At 53.9% G+C, this 24,363-nt stretch carries 26 protein-coding genes; 22 read left to right on the forward strand and 4 right to left on the reverse strand.

Annotated elements, in window-relative coordinates:
* The first annotated feature begins 63 nt into the window (after positions 1-63).
* The 4 genes from INT33_RS21370 to INT33_RS14920 all read left to right on the forward strand — a co-directional run bounded on the left by INT33_RS21370 (position 64) and on the right by INT33_RS14920 (position 1,156).
* Complete coding sequence (locus INT33_RS21370) at positions 64-186, forward strand: hypothetical protein (protein WP_264298941.1); 123 nt, start codon at positions 64-66, stop codon at positions 184-186.
* 74 nt (positions 187-260) lie between these two features.
* Positions 261-524, forward strand: coding sequence for a hypothetical protein (locus INT33_RS14915; protein WP_193092294.1), 264 nt, complete (start codon positions 261-263; stop codon positions 522-524).
* Between the two features lie 89 nt (positions 525-613).
* Positions 614-748 (forward strand): hypothetical protein, encoded by a 135-nt coding sequence (locus tag INT33_RS21375; RefSeq protein WP_264298942.1) that lies wholly within the window; start codon positions 614-616, stop codon positions 746-748.
* Between the two features lie 93 nt (positions 749-841).
* Positions 842-1,156, forward strand: coding sequence for a hypothetical protein (locus tag INT33_RS14920; protein WP_193085854.1), 315 nt, complete (start codon positions 842-844; stop codon positions 1,154-1,156).
* Positions 1,157-1,338: 182 nt separating this feature from the next.
* Here the strand turns inward: INT33_RS14920 and INT33_RS14925 are convergent, their stop codons facing one another.
* Both INT33_RS14925 and INT33_RS14930 read right to left on the reverse strand, forming a co-directional pair.
* Complete coding sequence (locus INT33_RS14925; protein ID WP_193085855.1) at positions 1,339-1,884, reverse strand: transglycosylase SLT domain-containing protein; 546 nt, start codon at positions 1,882-1,884, stop codon at positions 1,339-1,341.
* A gap of 143 nt (positions 1,885-2,027) precedes the next feature.
* Entirely contained in the window at positions 2,028-2,780 is a 753-nt protein-coding gene (locus tag INT33_RS14930) for a hypothetical protein (RefSeq protein ID WP_193092295.1), read from the reverse strand.
* 340 nt (positions 2,781-3,120) lie between these two features.
* Between INT33_RS14930 and INT33_RS14935 the strand changes: the two genes are divergently transcribed.
* The 18 genes from INT33_RS14935 to INT33_RS15020 all read left to right on the forward strand — a co-directional run bounded on the left by INT33_RS14935 (position 3,121) and on the right by INT33_RS15020 (position 22,430).
* Positions 3,121-3,630 carry a hypothetical protein gene (locus tag INT33_RS14935; protein ID WP_193085857.1) on the forward strand — a complete coding sequence of 170 codons (510 nt, stop codon included), beginning with the start codon at positions 3,121-3,123 and terminating at the stop codon, positions 3,628-3,630.
* 79 nt (positions 3,631-3,709) lie between these two features.
* Positions 3,710-4,063, forward strand: a complete 354-nt coding sequence (locus INT33_RS14940; RefSeq protein ID WP_193085858.1) for a hypothetical protein — start codon at positions 3,710-3,712, stop codon at positions 4,061-4,063.
* A gap of 171 nt (positions 4,064-4,234) precedes the next feature.
* Positions 4,235-5,269, forward strand: a complete 1,035-nt coding sequence (locus INT33_RS14945; RefSeq protein ID WP_226940220.1) for an AAA family ATPase — start codon at positions 4,235-4,237, stop codon at positions 5,267-5,269.
* Between the two features lie 11 nt (positions 5,270-5,280).
* A complete protein-coding gene (locus tag INT33_RS14950; protein WP_193085859.1) occupies positions 5,281-5,808 on the forward strand; it encodes a hypothetical protein in 528 nt (175 codons plus the stop codon).
* Between the two features lie 87 nt (positions 5,809-5,895).
* Entirely contained in the window at positions 5,896-6,840 is a 945-nt protein-coding gene (locus tag INT33_RS14955) for a RecT family recombinase (protein WP_193085860.1), read from the forward strand.
* Positions 6,841-6,963: 123 nt separating this feature from the next.
* Positions 6,964-7,497, forward strand: coding sequence for a hypothetical protein (locus tag INT33_RS14960; protein ID WP_193085861.1), 534 nt, complete (start codon positions 6,964-6,966; stop codon positions 7,495-7,497).
* A gap of 153 nt (positions 7,498-7,650) precedes the next feature.
* Positions 7,651-8,694, forward strand: a complete 1,044-nt coding sequence (locus tag INT33_RS14965; RefSeq protein ID WP_193085862.1) for a YqaJ viral recombinase family nuclease — start codon at positions 7,651-7,653, stop codon at positions 8,692-8,694.
* Between the two features lie 289 nt (positions 8,695-8,983).
* Complete coding sequence (locus INT33_RS14970) at positions 8,984-10,192, forward strand: DUF3150 domain-containing protein (RefSeq protein ID WP_193085863.1); 1,209 nt, start codon at positions 8,984-8,986, stop codon at positions 10,190-10,192.
* 90 nt (positions 10,193-10,282) lie between these two features.
* On the forward strand, positions 10,283-12,364 hold the full coding sequence (locus INT33_RS14975) for a VWA domain-containing protein (protein ID WP_193085864.1): 2,082 nt from the start codon (positions 10,283-10,285) through the stop codon (positions 12,362-12,364).
* A 96-nt stretch (positions 12,365-12,460) separates the two neighbouring features.
* Entirely contained in the window at positions 12,461-12,889 is a 429-nt protein-coding gene (locus tag INT33_RS14980) for a hypothetical protein (RefSeq protein WP_193067869.1), read from the forward strand.
* An 81-nt stretch (positions 12,890-12,970) separates the two neighbouring features.
* Positions 12,971-13,264, forward strand: a complete 294-nt coding sequence (locus tag INT33_RS14985) for a hypothetical protein (RefSeq protein WP_193092296.1) — start codon at positions 12,971-12,973, stop codon at positions 13,262-13,264.
* 72 nt (positions 13,265-13,336) lie between these two features.
* Positions 13,337-13,579, forward strand: a complete 243-nt coding sequence (locus tag INT33_RS14990; protein ID WP_192539772.1) for a hypothetical protein — start codon at positions 13,337-13,339, stop codon at positions 13,577-13,579.
* Positions 13,566-13,979, forward strand: coding sequence for a type II toxin-antitoxin system PemK/MazF family toxin (locus tag INT33_RS14995; protein ID WP_192539773.1), 414 nt, complete (start codon positions 13,566-13,568; stop codon positions 13,977-13,979). The genes INT33_RS14990 and INT33_RS14995 overlap by 14 nt, the downstream gene beginning before the upstream one ends.
* Positions 13,980-14,114: 135 nt before the next feature.
* Positions 14,115-15,356 (forward strand): DUF7146 domain-containing protein, encoded by a 1,242-nt coding sequence (locus INT33_RS15000; RefSeq protein WP_192539774.1) that lies wholly within the window; start codon positions 14,115-14,117, stop codon positions 15,354-15,356.
* Positions 15,357-15,444: 88 nt separating this feature from the next.
* Positions 15,445-15,735, forward strand: a complete 291-nt coding sequence (locus INT33_RS15005; RefSeq protein WP_192539775.1) for a hypothetical protein — start codon at positions 15,445-15,447, stop codon at positions 15,733-15,735.
* A 509-nt stretch (positions 15,736-16,244) separates the two neighbouring features.
* Positions 16,245-19,025, forward strand: coding sequence for a DNA topoisomerase 3 (locus INT33_RS15010; RefSeq protein WP_192539776.1), 2,781 nt, complete (start codon positions 16,245-16,247; stop codon positions 19,023-19,025).
* Between the two features lie 752 nt (positions 19,026-19,777).
* Entirely contained in the window at positions 19,778-20,917 is a 1,140-nt protein-coding gene (locus tag INT33_RS15015) for a tyrosine-type recombinase/integrase (protein WP_192539777.1), read from the forward strand.
* A gap of 583 nt (positions 20,918-21,500) precedes the next feature.
* Positions 21,501-22,430, forward strand: a complete 930-nt coding sequence (locus tag INT33_RS15020; RefSeq protein WP_192539778.1) for a hypothetical protein — start codon at positions 21,501-21,503, stop codon at positions 22,428-22,430.
* A 37-nt stretch (positions 22,431-22,467) separates the two neighbouring features.
* Here INT33_RS15020 and INT33_RS15025 read toward each other — a convergent pair whose 3' ends face one another.
* On the reverse strand, positions 22,468-22,959 hold the full coding sequence (locus INT33_RS15025; protein WP_192539779.1) for a hypothetical protein: 492 nt from the start codon (positions 22,957-22,959) through the stop codon (positions 22,468-22,470).
* A 264-nt stretch (positions 22,960-23,223) separates the two neighbouring features.
* Positions 23,224-24,336 (reverse strand): RNA-guided endonuclease InsQ/TnpB family protein, encoded by a 1,113-nt coding sequence (locus tag INT33_RS15030; protein ID WP_074211468.1) that lies wholly within the window; start codon positions 24,334-24,336, stop codon positions 23,224-23,226.
* Positions 24,337-24,363 lie beyond the last annotated feature (27 nt).

Below are 24,363 nucleotides of genomic sequence, written 5' to 3' on the forward strand. Positions count from 1 at the left end.
CTGTGTGTTGCCCTAACTGTGAAAGCATCGTTGCTGTGCAAATCACTGTTGTAAGAGAGTTTGATGATCCTTTACGGCCTGCTGATTGCCAGTGCTGCCATGCTGAATTTCACCTCTTTTCAGATGGTGCTACTGAGCTTCTGTCTGCTCCTCCAAGGTGGGCTACAGCACGCGGCCATGAGTTAAGAAAACAGTTTCAAAATCTCGTTTTTGATCCAAACGGGTAAATATAGGAAAAAGTCATAGGAAAAGGAGAGGACATGACACATCGAAAACTGCCAGAGGGAGCGTATGCGGCTCTCGAAGGGCTCCAGGGTCAAGCTAAAGCCGCGATGGCAATGCTTCCTGGCCAAGACAAGGCCCAGGCCAGGGAGGCTCTCAGGGCGGCCCAGGCGAAGATGGCAGAAAACGAGGAGTGGACCCGAAAGATCGTCAAAGCACTCACTGCTGGAGACGGTGCAACCACGGTTGAGACCGTTGATGCGACCTGGCTGGAACGCACATTCGCGGAAACTGCTAACTGATAGGAAAAGCCCCTGGCTGGCGCTAGGGGGCTTTCAATAGCGGCTCAAGTGGGCCGCTGCCGAAATCAACCACTAACAAAGGAAAACCCATGAAGCAACAGGAAGTGATCGAGCGGATTAAAGCAGGTGAACAGCAGGTGAACAGCCTCGCGCAACCTGTTGGCAATATGAGTGGCGTTGGGAATACCAGGGGGTGTCTTGCACCAGGGCTAATAATCTTTTGAAAAATGGTTCGCTAGAGGCGACCTATTATGCCGGTGGGGGAGCATCCCTTTCTCTAACCGAAAAAGCCGGTAACAACTGATCAAGGTAATGTTATGAACCAATTTAATAGCCCTGCACTAAATGGGCTGCTTTCCACGCTGTTTTACTTAGAAATTATAGTCGGCATTATTGCCTTTGGACTATTTGGCTTTGCAGTGTGGTTGCTGTACACATGGGTGATATCTTACCGAGACTGGTCACGTAATGAGATTAACGTCAGAAGATATATCGGAAAGGAATCAATAGCACGGGCACGAAAGCTTAACGCTGAATCCAAAATTATAGAGCATGAAATAGAAACAAAAGGGTTGAAAGTTAGCAAAAGCGACGAGAACGATATGTCTTTAACGACACGACACCGACTTTGATGGAAAAGGCTACTGGTGCCTTCGTCGCGCCAATTACTAAAGTCTCGCTGGACAGTCGCAGCAAATTCTAGCTTTTTTGTCGCTTTATATTGTGAAAACCTTAGCGTAAGCAATTGATACAACATAATTTATGTCGCATCAATTACTGATAATGACACCAGCAATAGAGCGCCCTAGCCGAGTTAATGGCAACGGGCTGCCAGACGCCTTAAATGCGCCATAAATTTGCTCATGTACCGCGAGCGAATCGCATTGGCATGATCACTGGTGCCACCGCCGCGATGGTAGTGACCTACGCCTTTGTACGGTGAGTCAGGAAAACGATTGAGCTGGCGGCGCAACACCCAGCCTGCCATCAGCGAGTTGCTGCGGACATCGTGCATATCCTCGCCGGAAACCTGAAGCCCCAGATCACGCATGACCGGCAGCCAGACATCGGCATTGACCTGGTAATAGCCACGGTCGATAGTGCCGTTGTTGTTGTGGTTGGTGACATTGGCATTGAGGCTCCGGCCTGATTCCGTCAGCTTGATGGCCACCATAATGGCCGGTGCAATGTCGAACAGGGTGGTCGTCTCATTCAGCGCGGACACATATTCGTCATAAGCGGCCTCTGAGCCTTTCAATTCGTCCGTAAGGCACGCCAGGTACGCCTGATCGGCATGGGCGAGCGGCGATAGGGCCAGCAGTAACAGGATAATCGTTGCAAGTCGGTAGGCATTGGGCATTGTAGGCTCTCCAAAGGGGTCTGGTGATATCGTATCCGAGACGTTGGACTGGCCTAGCCAGTGCGAAATAGGTGGCGTTCGTGAATAAAACGCCCCATGTCGGAAGCGACATGCGGCGTTCTGGAGAAGGGGGAGAAGGGGTATTACGCGGTGGCGGCTGTTTCGCGGGATTGTTCACCAGACGCCGGTGGATCGGTTTCTTCGTCGTTGTTGCTGGGGGCATCCACGGTCGAGGTGTCAGACGGCGATGCCTCACCAGCGTCGTTTGCTTCTTTTTCAGCTTGATTTTTCTGGCGTGACCTTACCGGCGCGGTCTTGGCCACGTCGTCTTGCTTGCCGCTGGCCCTGGCCTTTTTTCGCGTTCGCCGCTCAATTTCGATAATGCGTGTCGACAGCTTATTGAGATGCTGCGTCCATTGCTTTCGGGCCAGACGATCCTGGCGCTTATCAATGGCGCTGTTCAGCCAGAGTGTATGCAGTAACTTCATCACTTCATCGAGCAAGATGAGCAGTTGACCGTAATGAACAACGAGCGGTGAGCTGATTTCCATACGCACCTCGGCAGGGCGCGTATAGGTCGGGACATCCGCTTCAGAGAGTCCCGCATCCGCCATCAGCTTTTCGAGTCGCTTGCATTCATCCGTCAGCACGGTGCCGGATTTCTGGATGTCCTGCACGATGATGTCTTCAACCTTATCAATATCATCCGCATCGGCAATCAATTGTAAAATCACCTCAATCGAGAACAGGCTGTAGCCCACCCGATCCAGCAGGCGTCGGGCGACCTGCTGCGCTTCCCGTGAGTAAAGCGCCATATTGCGGTGCAGTACAGGGCGAGAAAGATCAGAGGTGGCAGGTGTCATCTCAATGACATGTTGCGGCTTGGTGTCGGTCATAAAAGCTCCATTGATGGTTTGCCATCCCCAGCTTAAAAGCAGCCCCTCGCTACCAAGGGCTTCTGAAGCCTTGATTTTCGAGCAATTGTGAAAAGCTCGCTTGAAGGCTGATCGCCTAGCCGCTAAAGTAGTTGTGTTGCTCTTTGAGCATAGTGTTTGCCGAGCACTCAAAACACACGACTTCATCTGCTATCCGTCTTCACGGTTTAGCCTCGCACCACCACCACGACATTCGTTCGTCGGTGTTTCATTCCCCCCCGTAATGCGGAGATTTCATTATTCCCGCATGGGGATGGTGTGTCTTCGTATTGCATCATGCAATTCATCAGGAGATACACTCATGACACTTTACGTCCCTCATTTCCATCTTGGCCTGCCTGCATTCCTTCAAGGGTTTTTGCTGGTAGTGCTACTATGCGTGATTGGCCTGGCAGCGGTTCGCTTCCTGTCCTTTTTCGCAGATGAGGATTCGCAGGACGACAAGCCCAGCGGTGCAACCCCTGTGGAAACGCCCAAGCCTGTCGAGACGACCCCTGAACCGGCGTCTACGCAAAAACAGAATGCCAACCCCTCGCTTTCTGACGATGAACTGGCAATCTATGACATTCCGACGATTTTACGTCGTCGCTCAGACTTCACCCACCGCAAGCCGGTGCGTGATTTGATGAAACCTGTTACTAAAGGATTGTTCGAGGATTCCGCCAACGCGCTCGCTGCAAAGCGTCAGCGTCAAGGCGAGGCTCTAGTACAATTTCAGTGCGATGTGTCTGACTATCTCCAAGGCGATCTATCGCGTTCACTTGGACAGGAGGCAGTCACCGCCACGGGTTTTTTCTACAACCGGAAATGACATGCTGGGCATGACATTTTCGACATGATGACACGCCAGCGTGCTTCACCGCCGCTGGATCGAGCTTATGGAGAGCGTTATGTCGACCCCAGAGGAAAGGGTTGAAAACATGAGGCGTCGGCTGAAGGAAGTCGAAGAAGAAGGGATTGATCTGAACCCCACACTGCAAAACTGGGTGGATGATAATCTCTATCTGACGGATCACACCTACGCCTGGGTGCTTCATGACTGGGGCATCGCCAATACCGAGAGCCTACGCATGGTCTTGGGAATGGGGATTGCGGCTATCGTCTGCCTGGCAGCGTTTCTTTCCTACGCACAGTGGAAAAAAATGCGCCGAGGCAGTAGCGAGCGCTCAACACCCGCTCATGCTGCATCATCATCATCGCGTGCTGATGACGCATCGGACGAAGGCTACAACCCTTACCAGTAAGGTCAAACCTTCAACGTGTTGCTGAACACGCTAAATAAACAGACGCACTCAATGCACGCTGTCAATCTCGGCTGACGTGCAATAGCAACCTACCCTGTTGGGGCATACACCGCCCCTCGGGGGTGGTGTGTGTCGTGACAGGGTTTTTTCATTCTTATGAGGAAAACCATCATGACCGCTATGCAAACTGAGCAGTTCCAGGCCGTCACTTCTTTCGCTGTCGCTGATACCTTCGGGATCGACGCACCAAAAGGATTCTCGGTCAAAGGATATGCTGATCCCCACCACGTTTCTATTCCAACTCGCAACGATACCTATGTGTTCCGTAAGGACAAACTCAGGGAAGCGTTGGCGTTTCTGGAATACCCGCTGAATACGGGGCTGTACATTTCCGGCCATAAAGGCACGGGTAAGACTTCGCTGATCACGGAAGTCTGCGCCCGCCTGAACTGGCCCGTACAGCAGATTACCTGCACCAGCCGCACCGAGATGACTGACCTTGTGGGCTATCACGCCATGATGTCGACAACGCCTGGTGCGCCGCCTGAAATGCAATTCCAGTATGGCCCGCTGGCGCTGGCCATGAAGGAGGGGCATGTTCTGGTACTCAACGAGATTGACATGATGGAACCGGCAGAATTGACCGGCCTGAATGACATTCTTGAAGGTCGACCCTTGGTGATTGCGCAGAATGCAGGTGAGGTGATTTACCCGCATCCTGGATTCCGCATTGTCGCTACAGCAAACTCCATGGGTAATGGTGACGATACAGGGCAGTATGCCGGTATCGCCATGCAGAATATGGCCGCCATGGATCGTTATCGGTTTATGACCGTTGACTATCCCAGCAAAGAGGTCGAGGCAGACATTCTTGCGAAAGTCGCACCGGAGCTTGGTGAGGCGATCCACGACGCCATGATTGATGTGGCGAATGAAGTGCGCGAGGTGTTCAAAGGGGAACAGACGCTTTCCGTCGACACGGAGTTTGGCACTGAGAAAGTCGCCATGTCTGAACCGCTCTCGACACGCAAAATGGTGCTGTGGGCGCAACTTGCCGTTCAATTCCGTAGCAGCATCAATGCTGACGGTGAACGCAACGCGCTGTCCTATGCACTGCAAATGGCGCATCTTCGCCGCCTGAATGATCATGAGTGTGAAGCCATCCTCCAGCTGTGCAATGCTATTTTTCCCGAATGGCATGACTAAGGAGAAGGCTTATGGCGCTTGTGAACACGAAAGCGGTGTATTGGGCGTCAGAAATGATCGACAAGCCCAATATGACAGCGTACCTGGACGTGCTCTGGGAGCGCTGTCAAGAAGTCGCCGAGGTATTGTCGTTGACATGCTCCCCTGAGAAGGGGGAGCTGTTGCGACGTGACGCCTCTGTTATCTGGCTGGGAGATCAGTTTGGCTCCAACATCATCTGTCCCGATGATATGACGGGCAGTGGCATCCTGACGCTGCCCCAGGACGCTGACTTACTCATTGGCCTGATAGCAATCAGCAACACCTTTCACCAGACATTTCGCCTGGAGAATGAGCCGCAAATCCAGTTCAGCGACGATGAAGGCACCTTGTTGCCTGACACGCGACGTAGCTGGAGTGACCTTTCTGCTGTGATGCGTACAGGCGGCGTCTCAGACGCACAACTGCACGATTATCGGCTAGACAAGGCCATCCAACTCGGTCTGGCAGGAGAACCCCTTGATATTCGTTCAACGCGAATACCGGATGCGTTCTTTTAACTAGACACACCACCCTGACGGGGTATCACCGATGCCCCCAGGGGATAGGTGATGCCCCTTTTTTCATTCTGAAAGAAGGAATCCATGATGCAATCACCTATCCAGCAACAGCCGCAGCACACTTCGCAGTCAACTGGCGATAACGAAAAACCCTTGCTTGTCCGCATGGCGGAACGTCTGGGGAATGTCGAGCCAGAAAAACTGTGGAACGTGCTGAAAAACGACTGTTTCAAGGTGCCTTACGGCCAGCAGCCCACCAATGAACAGCTGATGATGCTTTGCATCGTTGCTGAACAGTATGGGTTAAACCCACTGACCAAGGAGATTTATGCCTTCCCCGATAAAGGCGGCATTATCCCCGTGATCGGTGTGGATGGCTGGGTATCCATCCTGCGCCGCCAGCCTGATTATCAGGGCTACGAGTTCCGGTATTCCGACAACATGTTACGGATGCCTGGAGCAGAAGTAGACGGCTATGAATGGATCGAATGCACCATGCACATCAAAGGCATGACCTCCATCACGGTGCGCGAGCATCTGGATGAAGTGTACAAGCCGCCGCGCAAGGGCCGGTCAGGGCCATGGCAAACGCATACCAAGCGTATGCACCGCCACAAGGTCTTGATCCAGGCCATTCGCATGGCGTTTGGTTTCTCGGGTGTCTACGACGCCGATGAGGCCGAAAACATCCGCAATAACCGTGCTAAGGAGGGGAGTGAAGTCGACATCACGCCGAGTTCGCCTTCTTCCGCACTTTTGCCGCCCGCTGATGACAGTGAGTTAAGCGAAAGTGAACACAATATGCGCAAGCAGCTGTTGGCGCGAGCTGAAGCCAAGCACTGCTGGCGTGCCGCAATGGAGTGGGTGCAAAAGCATCCTAACCTGGGCGACGCGGTTAAAAAGCGTTTTGTGAACGACCTGACGGAATCAGAGCTTATGCACTCACCGCTTGGCACTGACGACGACAGCGATTCAGACAACGCGGCGCAAGCGGCTTCATCCGATGATGCAGAGGGGGGCTCCGGCACCTGATCAGTCTGACGATGTAGCGTAAGCGTTTTCACACCTGAGCCTCCGGCTCAACTCACCTTCCCAGACGGGCATATCCTCCCGTCTGGGGAGGGTGTGTCCGCATGACATTGCATGAGGCACACCATGGCACTATTTCCTTTGCACCACTCTGTCTATCAGTCCTACCAGGACATGATGGATGAGGCCAGAGCGTTAAATTGTTCAGCAATGAGAGCTTTTGCGCGTGAAATGCGCGCTGAAAAGTTTGAAAACGCCTGGCGGGCGGTGCGTGAACACTGCCAAGGAGATGTTGGAAAGCTGTGCGGCGTTGAGCTGTACAACGAAACGATCCAGCAATGGGCGACCATTCTGGTTGATCCGACTGATCCTTCCGTTTTTCGTGCGCAGTATTACGCGGATAACGGGTTTCATGGCCATGCCTGTTTTAACAGTGCCGTCGAGACGCTGGATGAGCTGATTCATTCGGGGTTTCACCGGCTGGACAACGGGGCGTTGGTACGACTCAGCGCGACATCAACATGGCAACTCGGTTGCGAAATCACGTCGATTTTGCAGCAGATCAATAGTGGAATGCTCTCCTTTGAAGAAGGCGAGAAGCGCTATCAGGCATTATTGTCACGTCGCTCACACCTCCAGGAAAGGCGGTGTGTTGCATGATGATCTGGCTTTTGGCGGCATTCTCTATTACCTCACTGGTCGGGGCTATCGCGTTTGCGATGGCACTCGATACTCAATAAACCCCTGGTGGGCGCACATTGCCCCACGGGGGCTTGTGTGCTCATGGGGATCATATGATGAAGGCGTAATCCCATGACACAGCAGACACATCACTTCGATATCATCAATGTCACGCAAGGCGAGCAAGACTGGTTGGACTGGCGCAGGCAGGGCATTACCGCGACAGATGCGGTGGTCATTGCCGGTGAAAGTCCTTACAAGTCGAAATGGCAGCTCTGGGCTGAAAAGACCGGATATGCCAGTGCGCCCGACATTTCCAGAAATCCCAACGTCAAACGCGGCAACGCCCTTGAGGCTTCTATCCGCGCTGAATGGGAAAATCAAACAGGCGCGATGATGTTGCCTGTGTGTGTGCAGTCCAAGAAATCGCCTATCTTGCGGGCATCTTTGGATGGCATCAACGATGATAATCACCCTGTTGAGATCAAGGCACCAAGTCGACAGGTCTGGGCTGAGATCGTCGCTAAAAAGGAGCAATCCGAAGCGTATCGCATGTATTGGGTGCAGATGCAGTTCCAGATGCTCTGCGTACTGGCTCCCAAAGGGACACTGGTATTTGGCAAGGAAGATGACGATGGCAGCATCAAGCTGAAGTCGTTTGAAATCCAGCGCGATGCGGCGTTTGCCAAGCAACTGCTGCGCGACGTAGCGACGTTCTGGAAGCAGGTACAAACCCAGTCAGCACCGGATAAAGACCCTGTGCTGGATCATTATATCCCTGAAGGGGAGGATGCGGAGCAGTGGCGGCAAGCAGCGGCTTACTACCGGACATATCAGAAAGAAATTGACGATATGAAAGCCCGTATCAAGCACCTTCAGGAACAGCAAAAGCCGTTGGCTGACACGATGCTGGGCCTGCTGGGTGATGAGTTCAAAAGCGGCGAGTTCGCGGGTGTGCTGGTCACGCAGTATGAGCAGGAAGGTAGCGTCAACTATCGCAAGATTGTCGAGGATCAGCTTGATCTGGACACTCAGGCGCTAGATGCCTACCGTAAATCCAGTTCGATGCGCCATCGCATCACGGTGACAGAAGAAGCGCCCCGTCATATCAACGACGAGAAGGTGGTGGAGCAATCCAACCGTCCAACCCGCGTGATTAACGATGCGTTCTTTTAACCGGACTGAAACCCGCCGTTGGCGGGTTTTTTTTTGCTTGAAGATGGCGATTAGGCCCGATAGACTAAAACGGTTGCTCTTTGAGCATAGTGTTTGCCGAGCACTTAAAACACACGACTTCACTTCGTTAGCAGCCCACTGTTAACACCTCAAGACTCCCATAACCATTCCGGTTATGTGGCTTTCATATAGCGCACTACCTACCCGACGGGACACACAATCATCCCGTTGCGGGAGAGTTGTGCGTGTCGCTTGGGTTATGTGCGCGTTTCCATTCTGGAGATACCACATGATGACTCGCAACAACACATCCGCTGCCGACACCAACACCGAAACACTGGATCAGGTTGCCCTGGTACAGCTCGATGTTTCCGTCTGGAGTGGCCAAACCCAGCTCAGAGCCGAGGATATTCGTCTTGGTGATGGCGGTCAGCTGCCTCCCGCCAAGGTGGCGCAGATTGGCAACAAGAAAATCTGCGACCCTGACACGCTCAGGGTATTCCGCACGCTGCGCGAAACCATCCGTAGCACGGTGACAGATCACGGGGTTCCTCTGATGGGCGGCTATGCCGTTCCACAAGAGGTCATCCCCAAGGTCGTGCCAAAGCTGGAAACGCTCATCAAGAAGTTTGAGGATGCCAAAGAGCATTTCTTAACTTCTTACGACGCGTCTCTGGAAGCCTGGATTGATGATAATCCTGGGTTTTCCAAGGAAATTCGCCGGTCGGCGCTTCCTGTTGAAGACGTGCGTGACAGAATCTCTGCCAACTTCAAAATCTACCAGCTGGCCCCTGTGGCCGGTGCGGAAGAACACGTTGGCGGAAAAGAAGAAATGAGCGATTCGCTGATTTCTGAAATTCAGAAAACTGCCCGAAAGTTCTACGACAAGTACGGCAAATCAACGGTCACGAAAGTTGACCCGCGCACCAGGGCAACGTGGCAAAACATGCGGTTCAAAGTCGGGGGACTGACGTTCCTTGATGCCAAGTTTGATGCCCTGCATGAGCTGTTACAGCAAACCATCGACCTTTATGGCGATGCCAGCGTAACAGGCACCAACCTGGCTCAACTCAAGCATAACGCGCTTGTGATGAGCACCGACGAGATTCACACCTATCTCAGTGGTAACGCGACAGCGACAACCCCTGATGCTGACCAGGACGATGCCGGTGATGCGGCAGAGGCAACGGCCAGCGGTGATGACCTCGATCAACCCACCACGGATTCATCCACCGAGACGGCACCTGCGCCGGTTTCCGACAGCACTTCGCCATCGCCAGTCGATGACGATAGCGCCCAGGAAGCTGCCAGTGGCCGTAGCGAGGTAGATGATTTCGACAGCATGTTCGGTGATCTGGATAGCCTGCTATCCGATGATGAAGATGCGACCACCGAGACGCTAACCGAAGGGGACAAGGCTCAGGATGATGACGCGCCAGCGCCATCACCCACGCCTGACACCCAGCACGTTGCGTCTGCTGATTGGGGCGCTTGGTAAACACCAAGGCGCTACCTGACTCACCACCCAGAACGGGCATACTCACCCGTTCGGGGTGGGTGTGCTCTTACATGATGCTAGGAGTACATAATGAGCAAGCAAGCCTCAACACTTCAGAAAGCCCTTCCGATTGTCGCAGCGGCCTATGGCCGTAAACTGGGTGTTAGCGTCGCCATTGGCAACGATGACAACTCTGCATATACGGACGGGAAAACCATTGTGGTTCCCAACATCTCGTCGGATTATCCGAAAGAGGTGATCTGGGGCTATCTGGCGCATGAAGCCTCGCATGTGCGGTTTACCGATTTTACGGTGCATCGCCAACCAGGCGTCCATGCGTCGCTCACCAACATCATCGAGGACGCTCGTATCGAGCGGGAAATGGTCATTGCCTACCCAGGCGTGGCCAAGGAACTCGATGCCATCTGGCACTACCTGAAGCAAGCCGGTTATGTGCAGGACGTTTCAGATGAAATGCCTGCGGTCGGCATTTTGCAGATGTATTGCCTTTACTACCTGCGTTGTCGTTATCTCAAGCAGACCATGCTGAAAGATGCGCTCAACAAGGCCGACAAGGCCATGACTCAGGCATTCGCAAAAGGCGCTCGCATACGCCTGAAAGGATTGCTTGGGCAGGTAGCTGACATTACCAGCACCCGTGAGGCAGCGGCACTTGCCAAAGCGATCATGGACATGCTGGAACAAGAAGCCAACAACCCCTCCAATCCCGATGATTCGGATAGCGACAGTGATGATTCTTCTCAGGATGACACCACTGAAAACGGCTCTGATGACGCGGGACAAAGTGGCGATTCAACATCGGCTGACGATGGCGATGAGGCTGACGACGGTAGTGATACCCAAGGCAGCAATGATTCAACATCGGCTGACGATGGTGATAAGGCTGACGACGGTAGTGATACCCAAGGCAGCGACGCTGCGGGGGAAAGCGGCGACACACCCTCCGATGATACGGATACCGATGATACGGCCAGCGGTAACGCAGGCGGTGGTGACGGTGATGAGGACTCGGATGCAGATGATGGCAGTCAAGGTGACAGTGATGACACCGATGCTGACCAGGATAGTGCAACGGGTGACGGCGCGGATGATCCCAATGGGGATGCCCGCCAGAACTCCAGCACAAGTCGTCAGGGCGACGTTGATGCTGATACGGCAAAGCAAAATGCCCGCTCTGTATTGACGGCGACGGCTGACGACAACATCAAAGACCCCATGAGTGCGCTGCGGGCGGATATGAATCGGGATCAGGATTTTGACAATCCCAATCCTGTGACCATTCCTGACAGCAGCACTATCGCCATGAACGGTGATGCGTTGCTCGTTAAGCAACATGGGGATGGCCTGGGCCATGCACTGAAAGCGCATGTTCAAGCCACATCGCATAAGCTCCAGAACCGCCTAGCGGGGCTGGTAGAGGCGACACAACGGCAGCCGGTACGGCCTGCACGTCGTGGTAAGCGGATTAACACAAAGCACCTAGCACGGATGTCTGTGGGGGATACCCGCATCTTCAGTGCCAAGGACAGTGTGAAAAAGCCGAATGCCGCCGTGCATATCCTGGTGGATATGTCAGGGTCGATGTTTGTTGCCAATGCTGACATGCCGAGTGTGGCAGCGCGCAGTATCGACGCCTCTGACATTGAAAACGCGATGGGCGAGGCGGATTCCAGTGAAAAACTGGGGATCAAGATGCCATTTCAGATAGCAAGAAATGCCTGTATGGCGCTCACACAAGCCCTTTTGCGCATCAAAGGGGTCAACGTGGGAGCCACTGCGTTTGCATCACGCGATGAAATCACGCCAATGCTACGCCACGGCGAAACATTGAATCACAAGACGCTCCCTCGCTTTGCAGTACGCCCTGAGGGGAGTACTGCATTAGCGGAAGCCCTTTGGTACAGCGGCGTTGAGTTAAGCAAAACGTCCGAGGAACGCAAGGTGATGATTGTGCTGACTGACGGGGAACCCAATGACCATTGGGCCTGCCAGGGAGCCATTCGGGAGTTATCAAAATCGGTAGAGTTCGTGGGTATCGGTATTCTCAATGATGCCATCACGGGGCTTATCGACAACGCCACGGTCGTCAATGATCTTGCCGACCTGGAAGCAACGCTGATGGATGTGGCTCGCGCTGCCATCCTGAAGTAACACACTACGTCACGGTCAACCCGTGGCTGTCTTCACCCAGAAGGGGGTATATCGCCCCCTCTGGGGGTGGTGTGCCTGCCTTCCAAGGAGGTGGGTATGGCAATACGCCGCCACAATGACGCTCAATTGGAATTGCTTTATGAGGCGTACCTTGAGGTAGGTATCAATCTCCTGAAACCCGCTGCCAATGACAGTGATCAGGAGAATGTCGCACCAACGGAAAGCCGTTTATCCGTTGTTGAGACTGAGACACCACCGCAACTCACGCCTAACAAGCAGCTCTGGACAGATGATGTGATCCTGAATTTCGTCAAGAATTTCCTGAAAGCATCGCTGTATTCAGTGGGCAGTCCCTTTGCGGGGCAGTTCACTCGTTCCGAGGCTCGTGAATGGTTGCTGTCAGATGACACGGACAATCCGCTGTCATTTCTGAACTGCTGCACCATGCTCGGCTACGACGATCCTGATGCCCTTCGGTCACGGACAATCCTCACTGCCAAGCAGATGAAGACCCGAGATTGGTAAGCATCGACATCACCACTTTTCCCAAGCAGGGGGCTCGCTCCCTTTTGGGGTGGCGTTCCCCGATAACAGATGAGGTTCGCCATGAACACTTCACCCTCGACACTCCAGATTGATATTGACGCGCAGCAAGGCCGAATCACCTGGAGCGTGCCGGTAACACCTATGCCTGGCCAATCTGCTGCCACACTGGCAGAGCGGATTCAGGAAATGCTGTCGATTCTGGCGATGCGAAAGCGCTACGACACGGCTTGCCGTGACGTGCTGACGTTTCGTGAAGAACAGACATTACGCAGTTGGGAAAGCGCTTATAAAAAAGCGCTGGCCCAGGAAGACCGGATGGATGCACTGCTGAACAAGCACCTGAAAGCCGGTTAATTCACACACCCTATGCGGGCGTTTTCTTGCCCGCAGGGGCCAGGGAGCGTCCGTTTTTGATCTGGAGGCTCTATGCAAACATTCACCGTTCACTATCAGGAACATGAGGTCATGTATGGCGTTCTGCTCTCGCAGGCACGTCGTCTGCATCTCACCCCTGAGCAGTTGATCCGTCGCATTCTGGCACGCGAGTTGGGAGGTATCAGTACACCACTGACGACCATCCGACGCGAACGGGATCGTGACGACTTCTGGCTGAACAACGGCGCACTCACGTCACCCTTCCAACGGGAGGTGCGACATGGTGCCGTCTAACCATCACTTTGTTGGCAGTGTGATTTACGCCTGGATGCCCGAGTCTGAAACACCGCATCGTCCTGGGCCGAAATATCGGCCCGTGTTGATTGTGGATGTGGATGACGATAACGGCGCTGTGTGTATCGCACCTGGCACTACGCAGAAGCTCGATAGCGTGCTGCGTGGGCAAATCCTGATCGACACGCTACATGATGGCCAGGGATTGCAACAAACTACCAAGTTCAAGATCGACAACGCCCGTTGGGTGCCTTGTACTCCGGCTTTTTTAATGGGGCATGGTCAGCACTATCGCTTTGCTGGTGCCATCCCGATTTATAAAGTCCGCGAGTTATATGAGGTCGTCAAAGAGGCTGATCCTGAACTACGCCAACGTCGCTACACGTCTTTGACGGCGTAGCGGCGCAAGATGATTCATCCCCAGGGGAGATAACGACTCCCTTGAGGGGGCGTGTCTCCCTTCGGGGCTTCCCTAAAGCCCCTGCGTTCAACGCGGTGGTTTTCGGAAGCCCCGAAAACCAATGGAGACTCGCCCATGATGATTGATCGTGACAGTGAATTTTTCAAAACCGATGAGGTGAAACGGGCAGCCCGAGGCAGCTGGGTGACGATTCTCAGTCATTTCAGCGCGTTGGCCCCCGCACTTGGCAAACCTGGTCGCCATGTTCCTTGCCCCAAGACGGGAGAGGGAACAGACGGCTTTCGGTTGTTTCCCCGTGATCTCGATGAAAGCGGTGGTGGCATTCACAATGATCCCAATGTCGGTGCGCTGACAGACGGATTTTCACTGCTGATGTGGCTCAACGACTGGGATTTTCGCACGACCGTTACGGAAGTGGCGTTAATTCTGGGCATGGAACCCTACCGCAAGCGCCATGCAGGTCAGCCCAAGCGTGTGCATTCTGCACTGCGACAGGCCAACCATGATGCACAGGCAACGGCGAAAGCGGCCAAGCAACGGCTGGCGCAACAACAGCAAGTGAATCAACAGGAACACCGGAAACGGTTGCAGACGCTTTGGGGTGAAACTCTGGCGTTAACCGATCCTCGCTCGCAGGCCGTCAACGCCTATCTGGGTAGCCGTGGTATTGCGCATAGCGATGCCATGCTGAACGCACTGGCCGCTGGCCATTCAGTGCGATTTCATCCAGAGCTGGCGTACTACGGTGCCATTGAGCGACAGGAAGTGACGGCTTCCGGTGAGGTGATCATCCAGGAACAGATAGCGGTACTGGGGCATTATCCTGCCTTGGTGGCGGCTATTCGGGATGAACACGGACAGATTTCGACCTTGCACCGTACCTACCTGTCACACGATGGGGCAGGGAAGGCCAATGTCGATCATCCCCGCAAGATGCTCGCGCTGCCCCTTGGCATGAGCGTGACCGGCGGGGCCATCCCCTTAGCGATGCCTCGGGGTATTCTGGGGCTTGCTGAAGGTATGGAGACGGCTGCTGCCGCGTACAATGCCACACGTCTTCCAACATGGTCGTGTGTCAATGCCACGCTGCTGGCCGGTTTCAATCCTCCGTCTGACGTTCATACGCTGGTCGTATGGGCTGATCGTGACCGTTCCAGGGCCGGTGAAGTGGCCGCTGAACAACTCAAGGCACGGATGAAGGAAAAGGGTGTCAGGGTCGTGATCATGCTGCCCGATGCCATTATCCCAAACGATGCCAAAGGCATTGACTGGAATGACATGCTAAAGCAACACGGCATACCGTCATTTCCGTCACGTCAGGCACTCATAGATAGCATCCATCAGGCAGTTTTATGATGGCGGGTCTATCGCAACATTTAATTTCAACCCACGGGGTAATGCGCCCCGTGGGGGCATTACCCCCTCAAAAAATGAGGTAATGCTTATGAAGTCAATCAAAAAACGCTGGAAAGCGCTGAAACTCGGGGGAGCTAATGTCCCTCCTTTGCATAGCGTACCGCCTGCTACTCTCTTGGAAGTCTCCAAAGACCTTCGCAAGATGGGACTTGGCGTGCTGGGTACTGGCGCAGGTAGTGTATTGCTGTCAGGAAGCGGTTTGACCGCCTTTTTTCTGACCCTTTTGCTACTAGGTGCAGGTGCGTTAATCTGGGTAGTGGCTATCGTTCTCGATGCCGCTGCCCGTCATGCAGATGAGGTTGCCAACAAGGAGTCCTAACATGGCGCTCTATGTGACAATATCCCTATTCACTTTGCTGTTTTGCAGCATTGGGCTTTACGGGATTTTCATTGCTCACCGAATCATTGCAAACAGCGACAAGCACAAGTGAAACCCCTTGCCATACCGGCTTGGGGTTTTTCACTTTTTGGAAAGCATTGACTCTGACTCTATCTCATTAATCAACAAATAGATGAAACCTTTACCCCGATTTTTCCTACCTCCGCAGCCGTTGACTGACGCCTAAGTGTTGTAGCGTATCCGATAACCAGTCTCAGGAGCCTTTTTATGCCGGATGCGCCGTTTCGATACCGTCCTTATCCCTACTCACCCCTGTCTGCCTCCATCGAGGCGCTAGAAAGCACCATCCAGCGCCACCGCCATCACATTTCACGCTATAGACGCGACAACGAAAGGCGAGTTCAAGAGTGCGCGGCGCTGGAAGCCGATCAGCACTGCCATGCGACGCCAACCCGTCCAATCCCCACACAGTATTAAGAGGCCAATCCATGTCAATACGCCTGGTCATTGCTGAAAAACCCAACGTCGCCAGAGCTATAGCAGAAGCCTTGTCGTCTGGACGCCCCACGCGGAATGCGGACGGTATTTTCGAGGTCGATGAAAACCGAATCGTGGCATGTGCGGGTCATATCCTTGAGCAGTACGATCCTCAAGACTATGACGAGCGCTATAAACGCTGGTCGATAGACGACCTGCCGATTCATCCTGATCCCTGGAAGCTGAAATCGCCCAACGATGCAGGCAAAAAGAAGATGCTGGCGCAGATCAAGAAGGGGATGCAAGGGGCAGGCGAAGTCTGTAATGCTGGAGATTTGGACGCCGAAGGGAACATGTTGGTTGATGAGGTGATCGAGTACCTGGGCTGGCAGGGGCCGGTGAGCCGTGTGCTGATCGCGGATTTGAACCCGTCCCCCATTCGCAAAGCCTTTCAGAACCTCAAGCCCAACGCGAACTTTGCCCATCTGACACGACGAGCCACCACGCGCTCCAGGGCGGACTGGCTGCTGGGTATGAACTGTAGCCGCCTGTACAGCAAGTTGTCGGATCAGGCGGGTGTTAAGGCCACACTATCTGTCGGGCGTGTGCAAAGTGCCGTATTAGGACTGGTGGCCCAGCGTGATCTCGACATCCAGCATTTTACCCCGCACAACTACTACGATGTAGAGCTGGCTGTTCGTCATGGTAACGGGGCGTTTATAGCCAAGTGGCACCCCCGAGACGGACAGCCAGGGTTGGACGAGGCCGGTCGGCTGGTTGACCCTGATGTATTGGCGCAACTGGAAAGCCAGGTGCCAGGAGCCGTTTCCATTTTGGCCTCGCAAACCGAGCGCAAAAAACAGCGTGCGCCGCTGCCGTACTCATTAAGCGACTTGCAGAAGGCCGCCAACCAGCAACTTGGCTTGGATATGCAGGCAGTATTGGACATCGCGCAAAAACTCTATGAAAAGGATCGGTTGTTGACGTACCCCCGTACCGACACGGGCTATCTTCCGAACGATCAGCATGGTGCCGCCAGTGCAACGCTGGAAGCGGTTGGCGCTAACCTGGACACGTTGACGGAGGCGGCCCAGAAAGCCGATCCAGGTATCATGTCCCGCGCTTTTAATGACAAGAAGGTGACGGCGCACCACGGTATCATCCCGACAGAAAAGGTGTCTGTCGCCGATGTGGCCAACCTGACAGCGCAGGAGCGGTCTATTTACGAGATGGTGTGTCGGCGTTATGTCGCTCAGTTCATGCCTGACGCACTCTATGATGCGACTCAGATCGAGGTGGGACTACCGGATGCCTCTGGGGAGCGTTTTGTTGCCCGTGGCAAGGTCTGGATCGAACAGGGCTGGCGCGAAGTGGTGTATGCGGGGGTAACGGAAACAAAAGACGACGACGATGCCGGTGCCGAAGGTGACAAAGATCAATCTTTGCCCGCCACGCAGACAGGAGATGTGGCCGAAGGCACGTCGATTCTTGGTGAAAAGAAGGTCACAAAGCCACCAAAACCGTACACTGATAGCACCTTGATTACGGCGATGACGAATATACACCGTTTCGTCAAAAACCCTGAAACAAAGAAGAATTTACGCGAAAATGATGGTATTGGCACCGAAGCAACGCGAGCCGGTATCGTCAAAAAGCTGGTCGAGCAACACAAACACCTAAAGCGTGAGAAGAAAACCATCCGCGTGACGCCTAGCGGGCTGTTTCACTACCGTTTGATGCCGCCTGAACTGAGCACACCGGATATGGCCGGTATCTTTGAGGCGGCGCTTCGCAATGTGGAAGATGGCAGCCTGTCCATGGACGCTTTTCTGGCGCAAATGGACGCGTTTATTCGCTCGCAGCTCGCGCCTGACGCGCAAACACGATGGCTGAAGCAAGCCAGGGAACTGGCCCCCAAGGAAAAGGCGTCTGAGTATTCATGTCGACATTGTGGGAACGCGCTATACCAACGTACAGCCACGACCAAGCAGAAAAAGCAGCTGACTTTCTATGTATGCCTGGAACCCGAATGTGGGTGTCACTTCAGGACGGAAAACGGGCAACCCACGACCTGTTTCAAGGGGCCGTTAAAATCGCATGACGATGCCGAACTACAGCGCCAGCGCGAGAATGCTTTGGCCAACGCGCCCCAATGCCCAGAGTGTCATAATCCACTTCAGCGCTTCAAACAGAAGGGCAAAGACAACTATTTCTGGCGCTGTCAGGACTACCAGGGGCAAGCATCCTGTGACTCGCTATTCGGTGATCAGGACGGCGCGCCTGGGTCAGCGTTCGTGATTCGGGGAGAAAAAGTCGAGCGACAACCTGACGGCCCGCTTTGTCCTGTCTGCCATGAGCACCACACCTTCAAGGGAAAAACGAAGAAAGATCAGCATCCTATATTGGTCTGCCGTCAATGCGATTCGATATGTTATGCCGACACCGATGGCTCACCAGGGCGCGTTTTCAGGGAACGCGGCGAATGGGCGAAAAGTCCCTTAACAGGGCCAGCCTGTCCGGTCTGTGGTGCCGAGAAAACCGCGAGCCTCTTGTCCAAGAAAAAGAAGCCGCTTTGGGCGTGCGATGCCTGCGATTCGATGGGAATGCGTGATGACCAGGATCAGGCCAAGCCTGCCTTCAAGGTACGCGGTGAGATGCCGAGCAATCCATCGGTATCAGGAAAAACGGATGCAAGCAAAGGGCAGAAAGGCACGTCGGCTGACGCCAATCGTGTGCGCCTTGATGATCCTGACGATCCCGAAGAACCTATAACACGCGGATTTTATTCTTAATCATTTCGCAATCGAGCCTCGATTTTGATATTACCTGCTTCTCGGGTAGGTGTTACCCGTCACAGTGTTGAGCCAGATACCTGGGGAGCAGCTTTACGTCCAAACGTGCCATCCTGAAGGGGCATTCACCGCAAACTTTCTCAGAATTCGCGTATGGGGATCGGTGATAACCTTTTTTTCATCCTTAAATAGTTGATATTAAACAAATTATATTATTTTTTTGACTTTGCGACTGATTTTTCTACTTTTATAAAGCATTGATTTTTATATCTTTATCAAGAGGCATAAAAGCAATGAGCGTAAAACAGGCAAAACTGTTTAGCTTTCCAAGCCTCCGGTGACATAGCCAAACGCCAATCGCCGGTAACATGGTTGTCAGCAATCAGATGATGATTTGCTGCATGGTTGATCCTCGATTCCTTTGGTGCTTTTTCAGCATCCTGGTGCCTCCCATAGCACATCGCCCGCACACCCTCCAGCGGGCGTTTTTTTATGCGCATTGCCTAAGCCCGTTTTCTAAATCGAATCTCTACAGCAAAATCGTCGCCAGGTTTCAGGGGCCGGTTGACCTGAGCTGATTCTATAACTACCTTTAACCAGCATTAAATATAGTTATAGAATGGCATGAACAAAGGGGTTCCAGCGTGCTGACAAGATTAGCCACCGCTGTTTTAAACTTGAGCTTCAATGATGATTACGGCCTTTACTGATACCGTGTATAAGGTATCCGTTGTATTTTGGAGAAAATCGCTATGCACCAGGACAAATCGCTCGTGGGTGTGAGCCAGTCAAACGCGCTGGCCGGTGTGTTACCTGCATCAGCCTCAACCGGCTTGATGGATTATGAAACACCGCCTGTTCGGGTGCGGCATGATCTGAGCCAGCCGTTTCCCCGTGGTCTGAATCCTGCCCACCGGCATTTGCGCAACCAGGAATCCGCCGCGAGCGCATCTTCAAAGCGGAGTCTCATTAACGAAATTGCCACCAAGGCACTCGGGGCTCCCCAGCCGCCAAAACTGGCAGCACCCAATGGTGACGGTCGTGCGCTTCACCCTAATCAAGCCTTTGCTTATGACTATGTGGACTGGGCTACGCTGACGCCGGATGTGGTCAGCGAGATACTGGCCAGCTATCGTGACGCGGGCATGTCGCCAGCCAAACGCAATGCCGTGCGCTCTGTCATACGGGGCATTGCGACAGAAGCCTGGATGCTCGATCAGATCAGTCATGCCACCCTGGATCGCATCAAGCAGGTCAAATCCGCCCGCTATTCACACGCCAAACGAGCGGGAACCGCCCATAGCGCCCAGACCATACGAGCCTTGCTCGATTTATGTGATGAGAAACCGACGGCGCGTGATTTTCGAGATGGCCTGATGATTGCGATGATGGCGGCGGTAGGTTTGCGGCGTGCGGAAACGGTCAGTATCCAGCTCAAGGACATCGACTTTGCGACAAACGAGATCACGGTTGAGGGTAAAGGCCAAAAGCAGCGCACACTGACATTGCCGGATTGTGTGGCCTGGCGACTCAATGAGTATCTGGATCAGTACCGTGGGCGTGACGCGGGCTATCTGTTCAATCCTATTTGGGTGAAACAGAAAGCACCGGCCAAAGAGTATCTGAAAACACCGTTAAGCCTGTGCAGCGTCAATAATCGTCTGGAGCGCTTACGCAAGATGTTACCGGATAACTTGCAGCTGGCTCCCCACGATCTAAGGCGCACCTGTGCAACAGACCTGCGTGAAGCCGGTATGTCGATGCGGGAAATTCAGGTAGTGTTGGGTCATGCGTCGGTGGTGACAACCGAGCGGTATGTTCTCGACGAAACCAAAGATCATCGGGAAAAAGCCGCTCGGTTGCAGTCAGGTCGGTTTGGTTATAAGTTCTGACACCCACCTTAATACAATATTTTGTAAGAAAGTTGGGCGTTATCAGGAGCAATTTGATTACCGGCAGTGTCTTCCCCAACCACTGTCTCCCCTGGCGTCCCTTGACCCAGTGCATACTCCCCACTACTGTCGACGCGGATGTTACTCGGAGGCTCCGGCGCATTGATACCAGGCGGCACAAGATAGGTTGCCGTTGCACCTCCTGACGCCTCAAGGTTTAACACCTCGCCGCTGGTGACGAGTTCATTCAAAATGATGCTGATTGCCTGCGGCAACCGTTGCGCTGCCCAGGCTCACGCCCTCACGCTCGACGGTAATCGTTTCGCCTTCGCGCCCGCGTCCGGTCAAAACACTGCCATCAGAATTAACTGAAATGTCCCCTATATAAGAATCCTGAAATGTCCCCTATATAAGAATCGGGTGGGTTCAAGCCTGTAACGGTTGCTCCCAGTTTCACGATACCAAGCAACCTGTAGGCACCATCGGCCCGCAAGCACGGTTTTCTAGGCAGTTTTGGCGCTGGGAAATCTTGGTCGACTTGCTATACTGATATAGGTAAACGAACTTTCAGCGGAGAGGCGCTATGCCAAACGACATTCATGAGACGCTGGATAAGGATCATCGACGCTTCCGGTTGATTCACGACGCGAGCGAATGCTTTGGTCGATTGGTAAAAACGGTCGATGACATCTGTTTGCAGTATGAGAAGGAAAAGCCTCACGCCTGGGCGATGAGTGCGGCCCATGCAGACAGCGATTGGCTACGACGTGTTTTGATGGACATGTGGCACGAAGCCGGAACCTCCGGCGTTGTCACCTCCAAGCATTCAGGCGTGATTGCGGCATCGCCTGAACTGAGGCAGCGGTTTGATACGCTGAATGAGCAAAAGCAAGCGTTCAAGGCCATTGCCGATGAGATAAAGCAGACAAAACCCGTCTATACATCGCAATCGCAACTCAAGGAAGAAATAGGCATCCAGTATCAGCACTTGCGCCAGCACTTGAATACCGCTGGGTTGGCCAGACTAAGCCTGAAGAAGACCGTGCGAACGGTGTACGTTCTTGAGCATCCGATCCGCCATATCGGTATTGGCTGGCAGACATCAGGCCGGTCAATTGTCAAAATCAGCATGGCGGAGGCAGAAAAGCGCCTGATCAAGCTCGGGGCTGACAAGCCGCATATTGAGATTCAATTGAAAAAGCTGGCCAGCTTGCCGCCTGGTGAGCCGCTGGCGCTGGTGCATAAACAAAGCCCACAGCTGCGTGCGAACGTGCATTTTGCTGAGATAGATGATGTCCCGCCGCCTCGTTCGCTGGCTTTCAACTCTTCATTGCCGATTATTGTTGCGCCAGACCCTCGCACCGGCCTTCTGCCTTCGCTGCGGACACCGCCTTCTGAGCCCGCCAATCATCAGCGCGAACGTCGAAAGGATGCCAGGGTCGATTTTGAGCCGTTTCTGCCGTCCATCAGTGTGCATCGCTATTCTTCGGAAAGATCAACGTCAGCCGCCTGAGTCTCTTTGTACAGCGGCAGGCCGCTTCCCTCTTGTGTTAGCGTCTGCTGTGCAACTGATCCTGGACAGGAATACAGTTTGCTTTGGTCGGCCTGAACATCGCACCGTCCCAGTAATGAGGCTGTTCCGGTGCTTTGTAGCGCTCGTCGTTGGGGATCAACCGATATTCGATACAGCTGCCCTCGGTACTGCCGACAGGCTGCCAAACACCCGTTTCCTTTCCTCGATGGATGGCCTTGGTTGGCGCACCATCCGGCCAGTGATCCGGCACTCTGAACATGTCAGCCACTTCTTCTTTGGAGCCGGACGGCATTCCCATGAAGGAATGGCTTTCAGGTTCAAGCGCCTGCTGGCTCGCACACCCTGACAATGCAATTCCGGCGGCCAGCACAAACGCCACATCAAACTTGCCTCTCGATTCCAAAACGTTACCCTCCTTGATCGGTTCGGCCATGATGGACAATGGCCGCCAGGAAATCTTGTTGGTCGGGTGTGCAGCACTGAAAACCCTTGAAATGGCCGCGCTCATGTATCAACTCATCAAAGCGCCTGTCGCTGTCACGGTAATACACACGCCGCGATGCAAGTCCTCCGATGTCTCGTTCCAGCTGGGCATTGACATCCTCCCCTCCCTCAGCTTGCGCTGCCGCCTTGCGGCGGAAAGGAAGGGGATTCCCAGGTCGTTACCTTCCTGGTTCCTGCTTCGATGTTCGTTGCCTTCAATGCCTTGGCACTGCTGGTCTTACACAAACTCCACAGGCGTACATTCCCGAGTGCCCCTCGGTATGATCTTTCAACCATCTGCACCGGCTAATAGCGCGGTGCCTGCTTGCAGAATGTTGCGGGCCGCATTCACGTCGCGGTCGATGCCCTGAGTACCGCAATCTGGGCAGTCCCAGGTGCGAACATTCAGCGGTAGTGATTCCAGCACAAAGCCGCAGCTATGGCAGCGTTTTGAGCTTGGGTACCAGCGATCAATCTGGACAAACTGCCTTCCCGCCCAGGCCGCCTTGTAGTCAAGCTGGCGAACCAACTCCCCCCAGCCAACATCACTGATGGCGTTAGAGAGATGGCGGTTTTTGACCATGTTCTTCACCTGCAAACTCTCCGCTGCAATCACTTGGTTCTCGTTAACGATCTGGCGGGTGAGTTTATGCAGGTGGTCACGGCGCGTGTCAGCGATCTTGGCGTGACAGCGAGCGACCTTTAACCGTGCCTTGGCTCGGTTGTTCGAGCCTTTTTGCTTACGGCTGAGGCGCCGCTGCGCCTTCGCTAGCTTTCGGGCATAGCGGGCAGTGTGGCGGGGATTATTCACCCGATGGCCGTCACTGGTCACGAACAGGTCTTTGATCCCCAGGTCGATACCGACCATCTTGAACGTAATTGGCAGCGCCTCAGTGTCTACCTTGCACAGACAGCTAATGAAGTAACGGCCTGCTGCATCCTTGGATACCGTCACTGTGCTCGGTGCCGCAGGCAGGTCGCGGCTCCAGCGGATGTTTAGCGGTTCACGGCACTTGGCGAGCGTGATCTGCCCGTCACGGTACGAAAATGCCGAACTGGCAAAGGTGGCTGACTGCCGGTGCTTCTTCGATTTAAAGCTGGGGTACCGCGCCCGCTTGGCAAAGAAATGCTTGAACGCACTTTGTTGATGGCGCAAGCATTGTTGCAGTGGCACCGAACTAACCTCGGCTAGAAAGGCGGTGTCCGGCTGCTTCTTTAACTGTGTTAGGAACGCGCTGGCATCGTTATAGCCGATCTTTTCCTGACGCTGATAAAACGCGTCGGTGCGATAGCGCAGCACCGCGTTCCAGACAAACCGCACGCACCCAAACGTCCGCGCCAGCAAGGCTGCTTGCTCAGGCGTGGGATAGAAGCGGTATTGGTAGGCGCGTTCGGCTTTCATGCTTTACACTTTAGACGAAATATTGTA

This window comes from Halomonas colorata, assembly GCF_014897985.1.
Lineage (GTDB): Bacteria > Pseudomonadota > Gammaproteobacteria > Pseudomonadales > Halomonadaceae > Vreelandella > Vreelandella colorata.

What these genes read in the sequence shown, in the direction of transcription:
- INT33_RS14925 (WP_193085855.1), bottom strand. Translation starts at nt 1,884, where the DNA reads ATGCCCAATGCCTACCGACTTGCAACGATTATCCTGTTACTGCTGGCC.
- INT33_RS15000 (WP_192539774.1), top strand. Translation starts at nt 14,115, where the DNA reads ATGATGATTGATCGTGACAGTGAATTTTTCAAAACCGATGAGGTGAAA.
- INT33_RS14940 (WP_193085858.1), top strand. Translation starts at nt 3,710, where the DNA reads ATGTCGACCCCAGAGGAAAGGGTTGAAAACATGAGGCGTCGGCTGAAG.
- INT33_RS15030 (WP_074211468.1), bottom strand. Translation starts at nt 24,336, where the DNA reads ATGAAAGCCGAACGCGCCTACCAATACCGCTTCTATCCCACGCCTGAG.
- INT33_RS21375 (WP_264298942.1), top strand. Translation starts at nt 614, where the DNA reads ATGAAGCAACAGGAAGTGATCGAGCGGATTAAAGCAGGTGAACAGCAG.
- INT33_RS14965 (WP_193085862.1), top strand. Translation starts at nt 7,651, where the DNA reads ATGACACAGCAGACACATCACTTCGATATCATCAATGTCACGCAAGGC.
- INT33_RS14970 (WP_193085863.1), top strand. Translation starts at nt 8,984, where the DNA reads ATGATGACTCGCAACAACACATCCGCTGCCGACACCAACACCGAAACA.
- INT33_RS15015 (WP_192539777.1), top strand. Translation starts at nt 19,778, where the DNA reads ATGCACCAGGACAAATCGCTCGTGGGTGTGAGCCAGTCAAACGCGCTG.
- INT33_RS14915 (WP_193092294.1), top strand. Translation starts at nt 261, where the DNA reads ATGACACATCGAAAACTGCCAGAGGGAGCGTATGCGGCTCTCGAAGGG.
- INT33_RS14945 (WP_226940220.1), top strand. Translation starts at nt 4,235, where the DNA reads ATGACCGCTATGCAAACTGAGCAGTTCCAGGCCGTCACTTCTTTCGCT.
- INT33_RS14980 (WP_193067869.1), top strand. Translation starts at nt 12,461, where the DNA reads ATGGCAATACGCCGCCACAATGACGCTCAATTGGAATTGCTTTATGAG.
- INT33_RS15005 (WP_192539775.1), top strand. Translation starts at nt 15,445, where the DNA reads ATGAAGTCAATCAAAAAACGCTGGAAAGCGCTGAAACTCGGGGGAGCT.
- INT33_RS14955 (WP_193085860.1), top strand. Translation starts at nt 5,896, where the DNA reads ATGCAATCACCTATCCAGCAACAGCCGCAGCACACTTCGCAGTCAACT.
- INT33_RS15025 (WP_192539779.1), bottom strand. Translation starts at nt 22,959, where the DNA reads ATGAGCGCGGCCATTTCAAGGGTTTTCAGTGCTGCACACCCGACCAAC.
- INT33_RS14975 (WP_193085864.1), top strand. Translation starts at nt 10,283, where the DNA reads ATGAGCAAGCAAGCCTCAACACTTCAGAAAGCCCTTCCGATTGTCGCA.
- INT33_RS14930 (WP_193092295.1), bottom strand. Translation starts at nt 2,780, where the DNA reads ATGACCGACACCAAGCCGCAACATGTCATTGAGATGACACCTGCCACC.
- INT33_RS14935 (WP_193085857.1), top strand. Translation starts at nt 3,121, where the DNA reads ATGACACTTTACGTCCCTCATTTCCATCTTGGCCTGCCTGCATTCCTT.
- INT33_RS14995 (WP_192539773.1), top strand. Translation starts at nt 13,566, where the DNA reads ATGGTGCCGTCTAACCATCACTTTGTTGGCAGTGTGATTTACGCCTGG.
- INT33_RS14990 (WP_192539772.1), top strand. Translation starts at nt 13,337, where the DNA reads ATGCAAACATTCACCGTTCACTATCAGGAACATGAGGTCATGTATGGC.
- INT33_RS21370 (WP_264298941.1), top strand. Translation starts at nt 64, where the DNA reads ATGATCCTTTACGGCCTGCTGATTGCCAGTGCTGCCATGCTGAATTTC.
- INT33_RS15010 (WP_192539776.1), top strand. Translation starts at nt 16,245, where the DNA reads ATGTCAATACGCCTGGTCATTGCTGAAAAACCCAACGTCGCCAGAGCT.
- INT33_RS15020 (WP_192539778.1), top strand. Translation starts at nt 21,501, where the DNA reads ATGCCAAACGACATTCATGAGACGCTGGATAAGGATCATCGACGCTTC.
- INT33_RS14920 (WP_193085854.1), top strand. Translation starts at nt 842, where the DNA reads ATGAACCAATTTAATAGCCCTGCACTAAATGGGCTGCTTTCCACGCTG.
- INT33_RS14950 (WP_193085859.1), top strand. Translation starts at nt 5,281, where the DNA reads ATGGCGCTTGTGAACACGAAAGCGGTGTATTGGGCGTCAGAAATGATC.
- INT33_RS14960 (WP_193085861.1), top strand. Translation starts at nt 6,964, where the DNA reads ATGGCACTATTTCCTTTGCACCACTCTGTCTATCAGTCCTACCAGGAC.
- INT33_RS14985 (WP_193092296.1), top strand. Translation starts at nt 12,971, where the DNA reads ATGAACACTTCACCCTCGACACTCCAGATTGATATTGACGCGCAGCAA.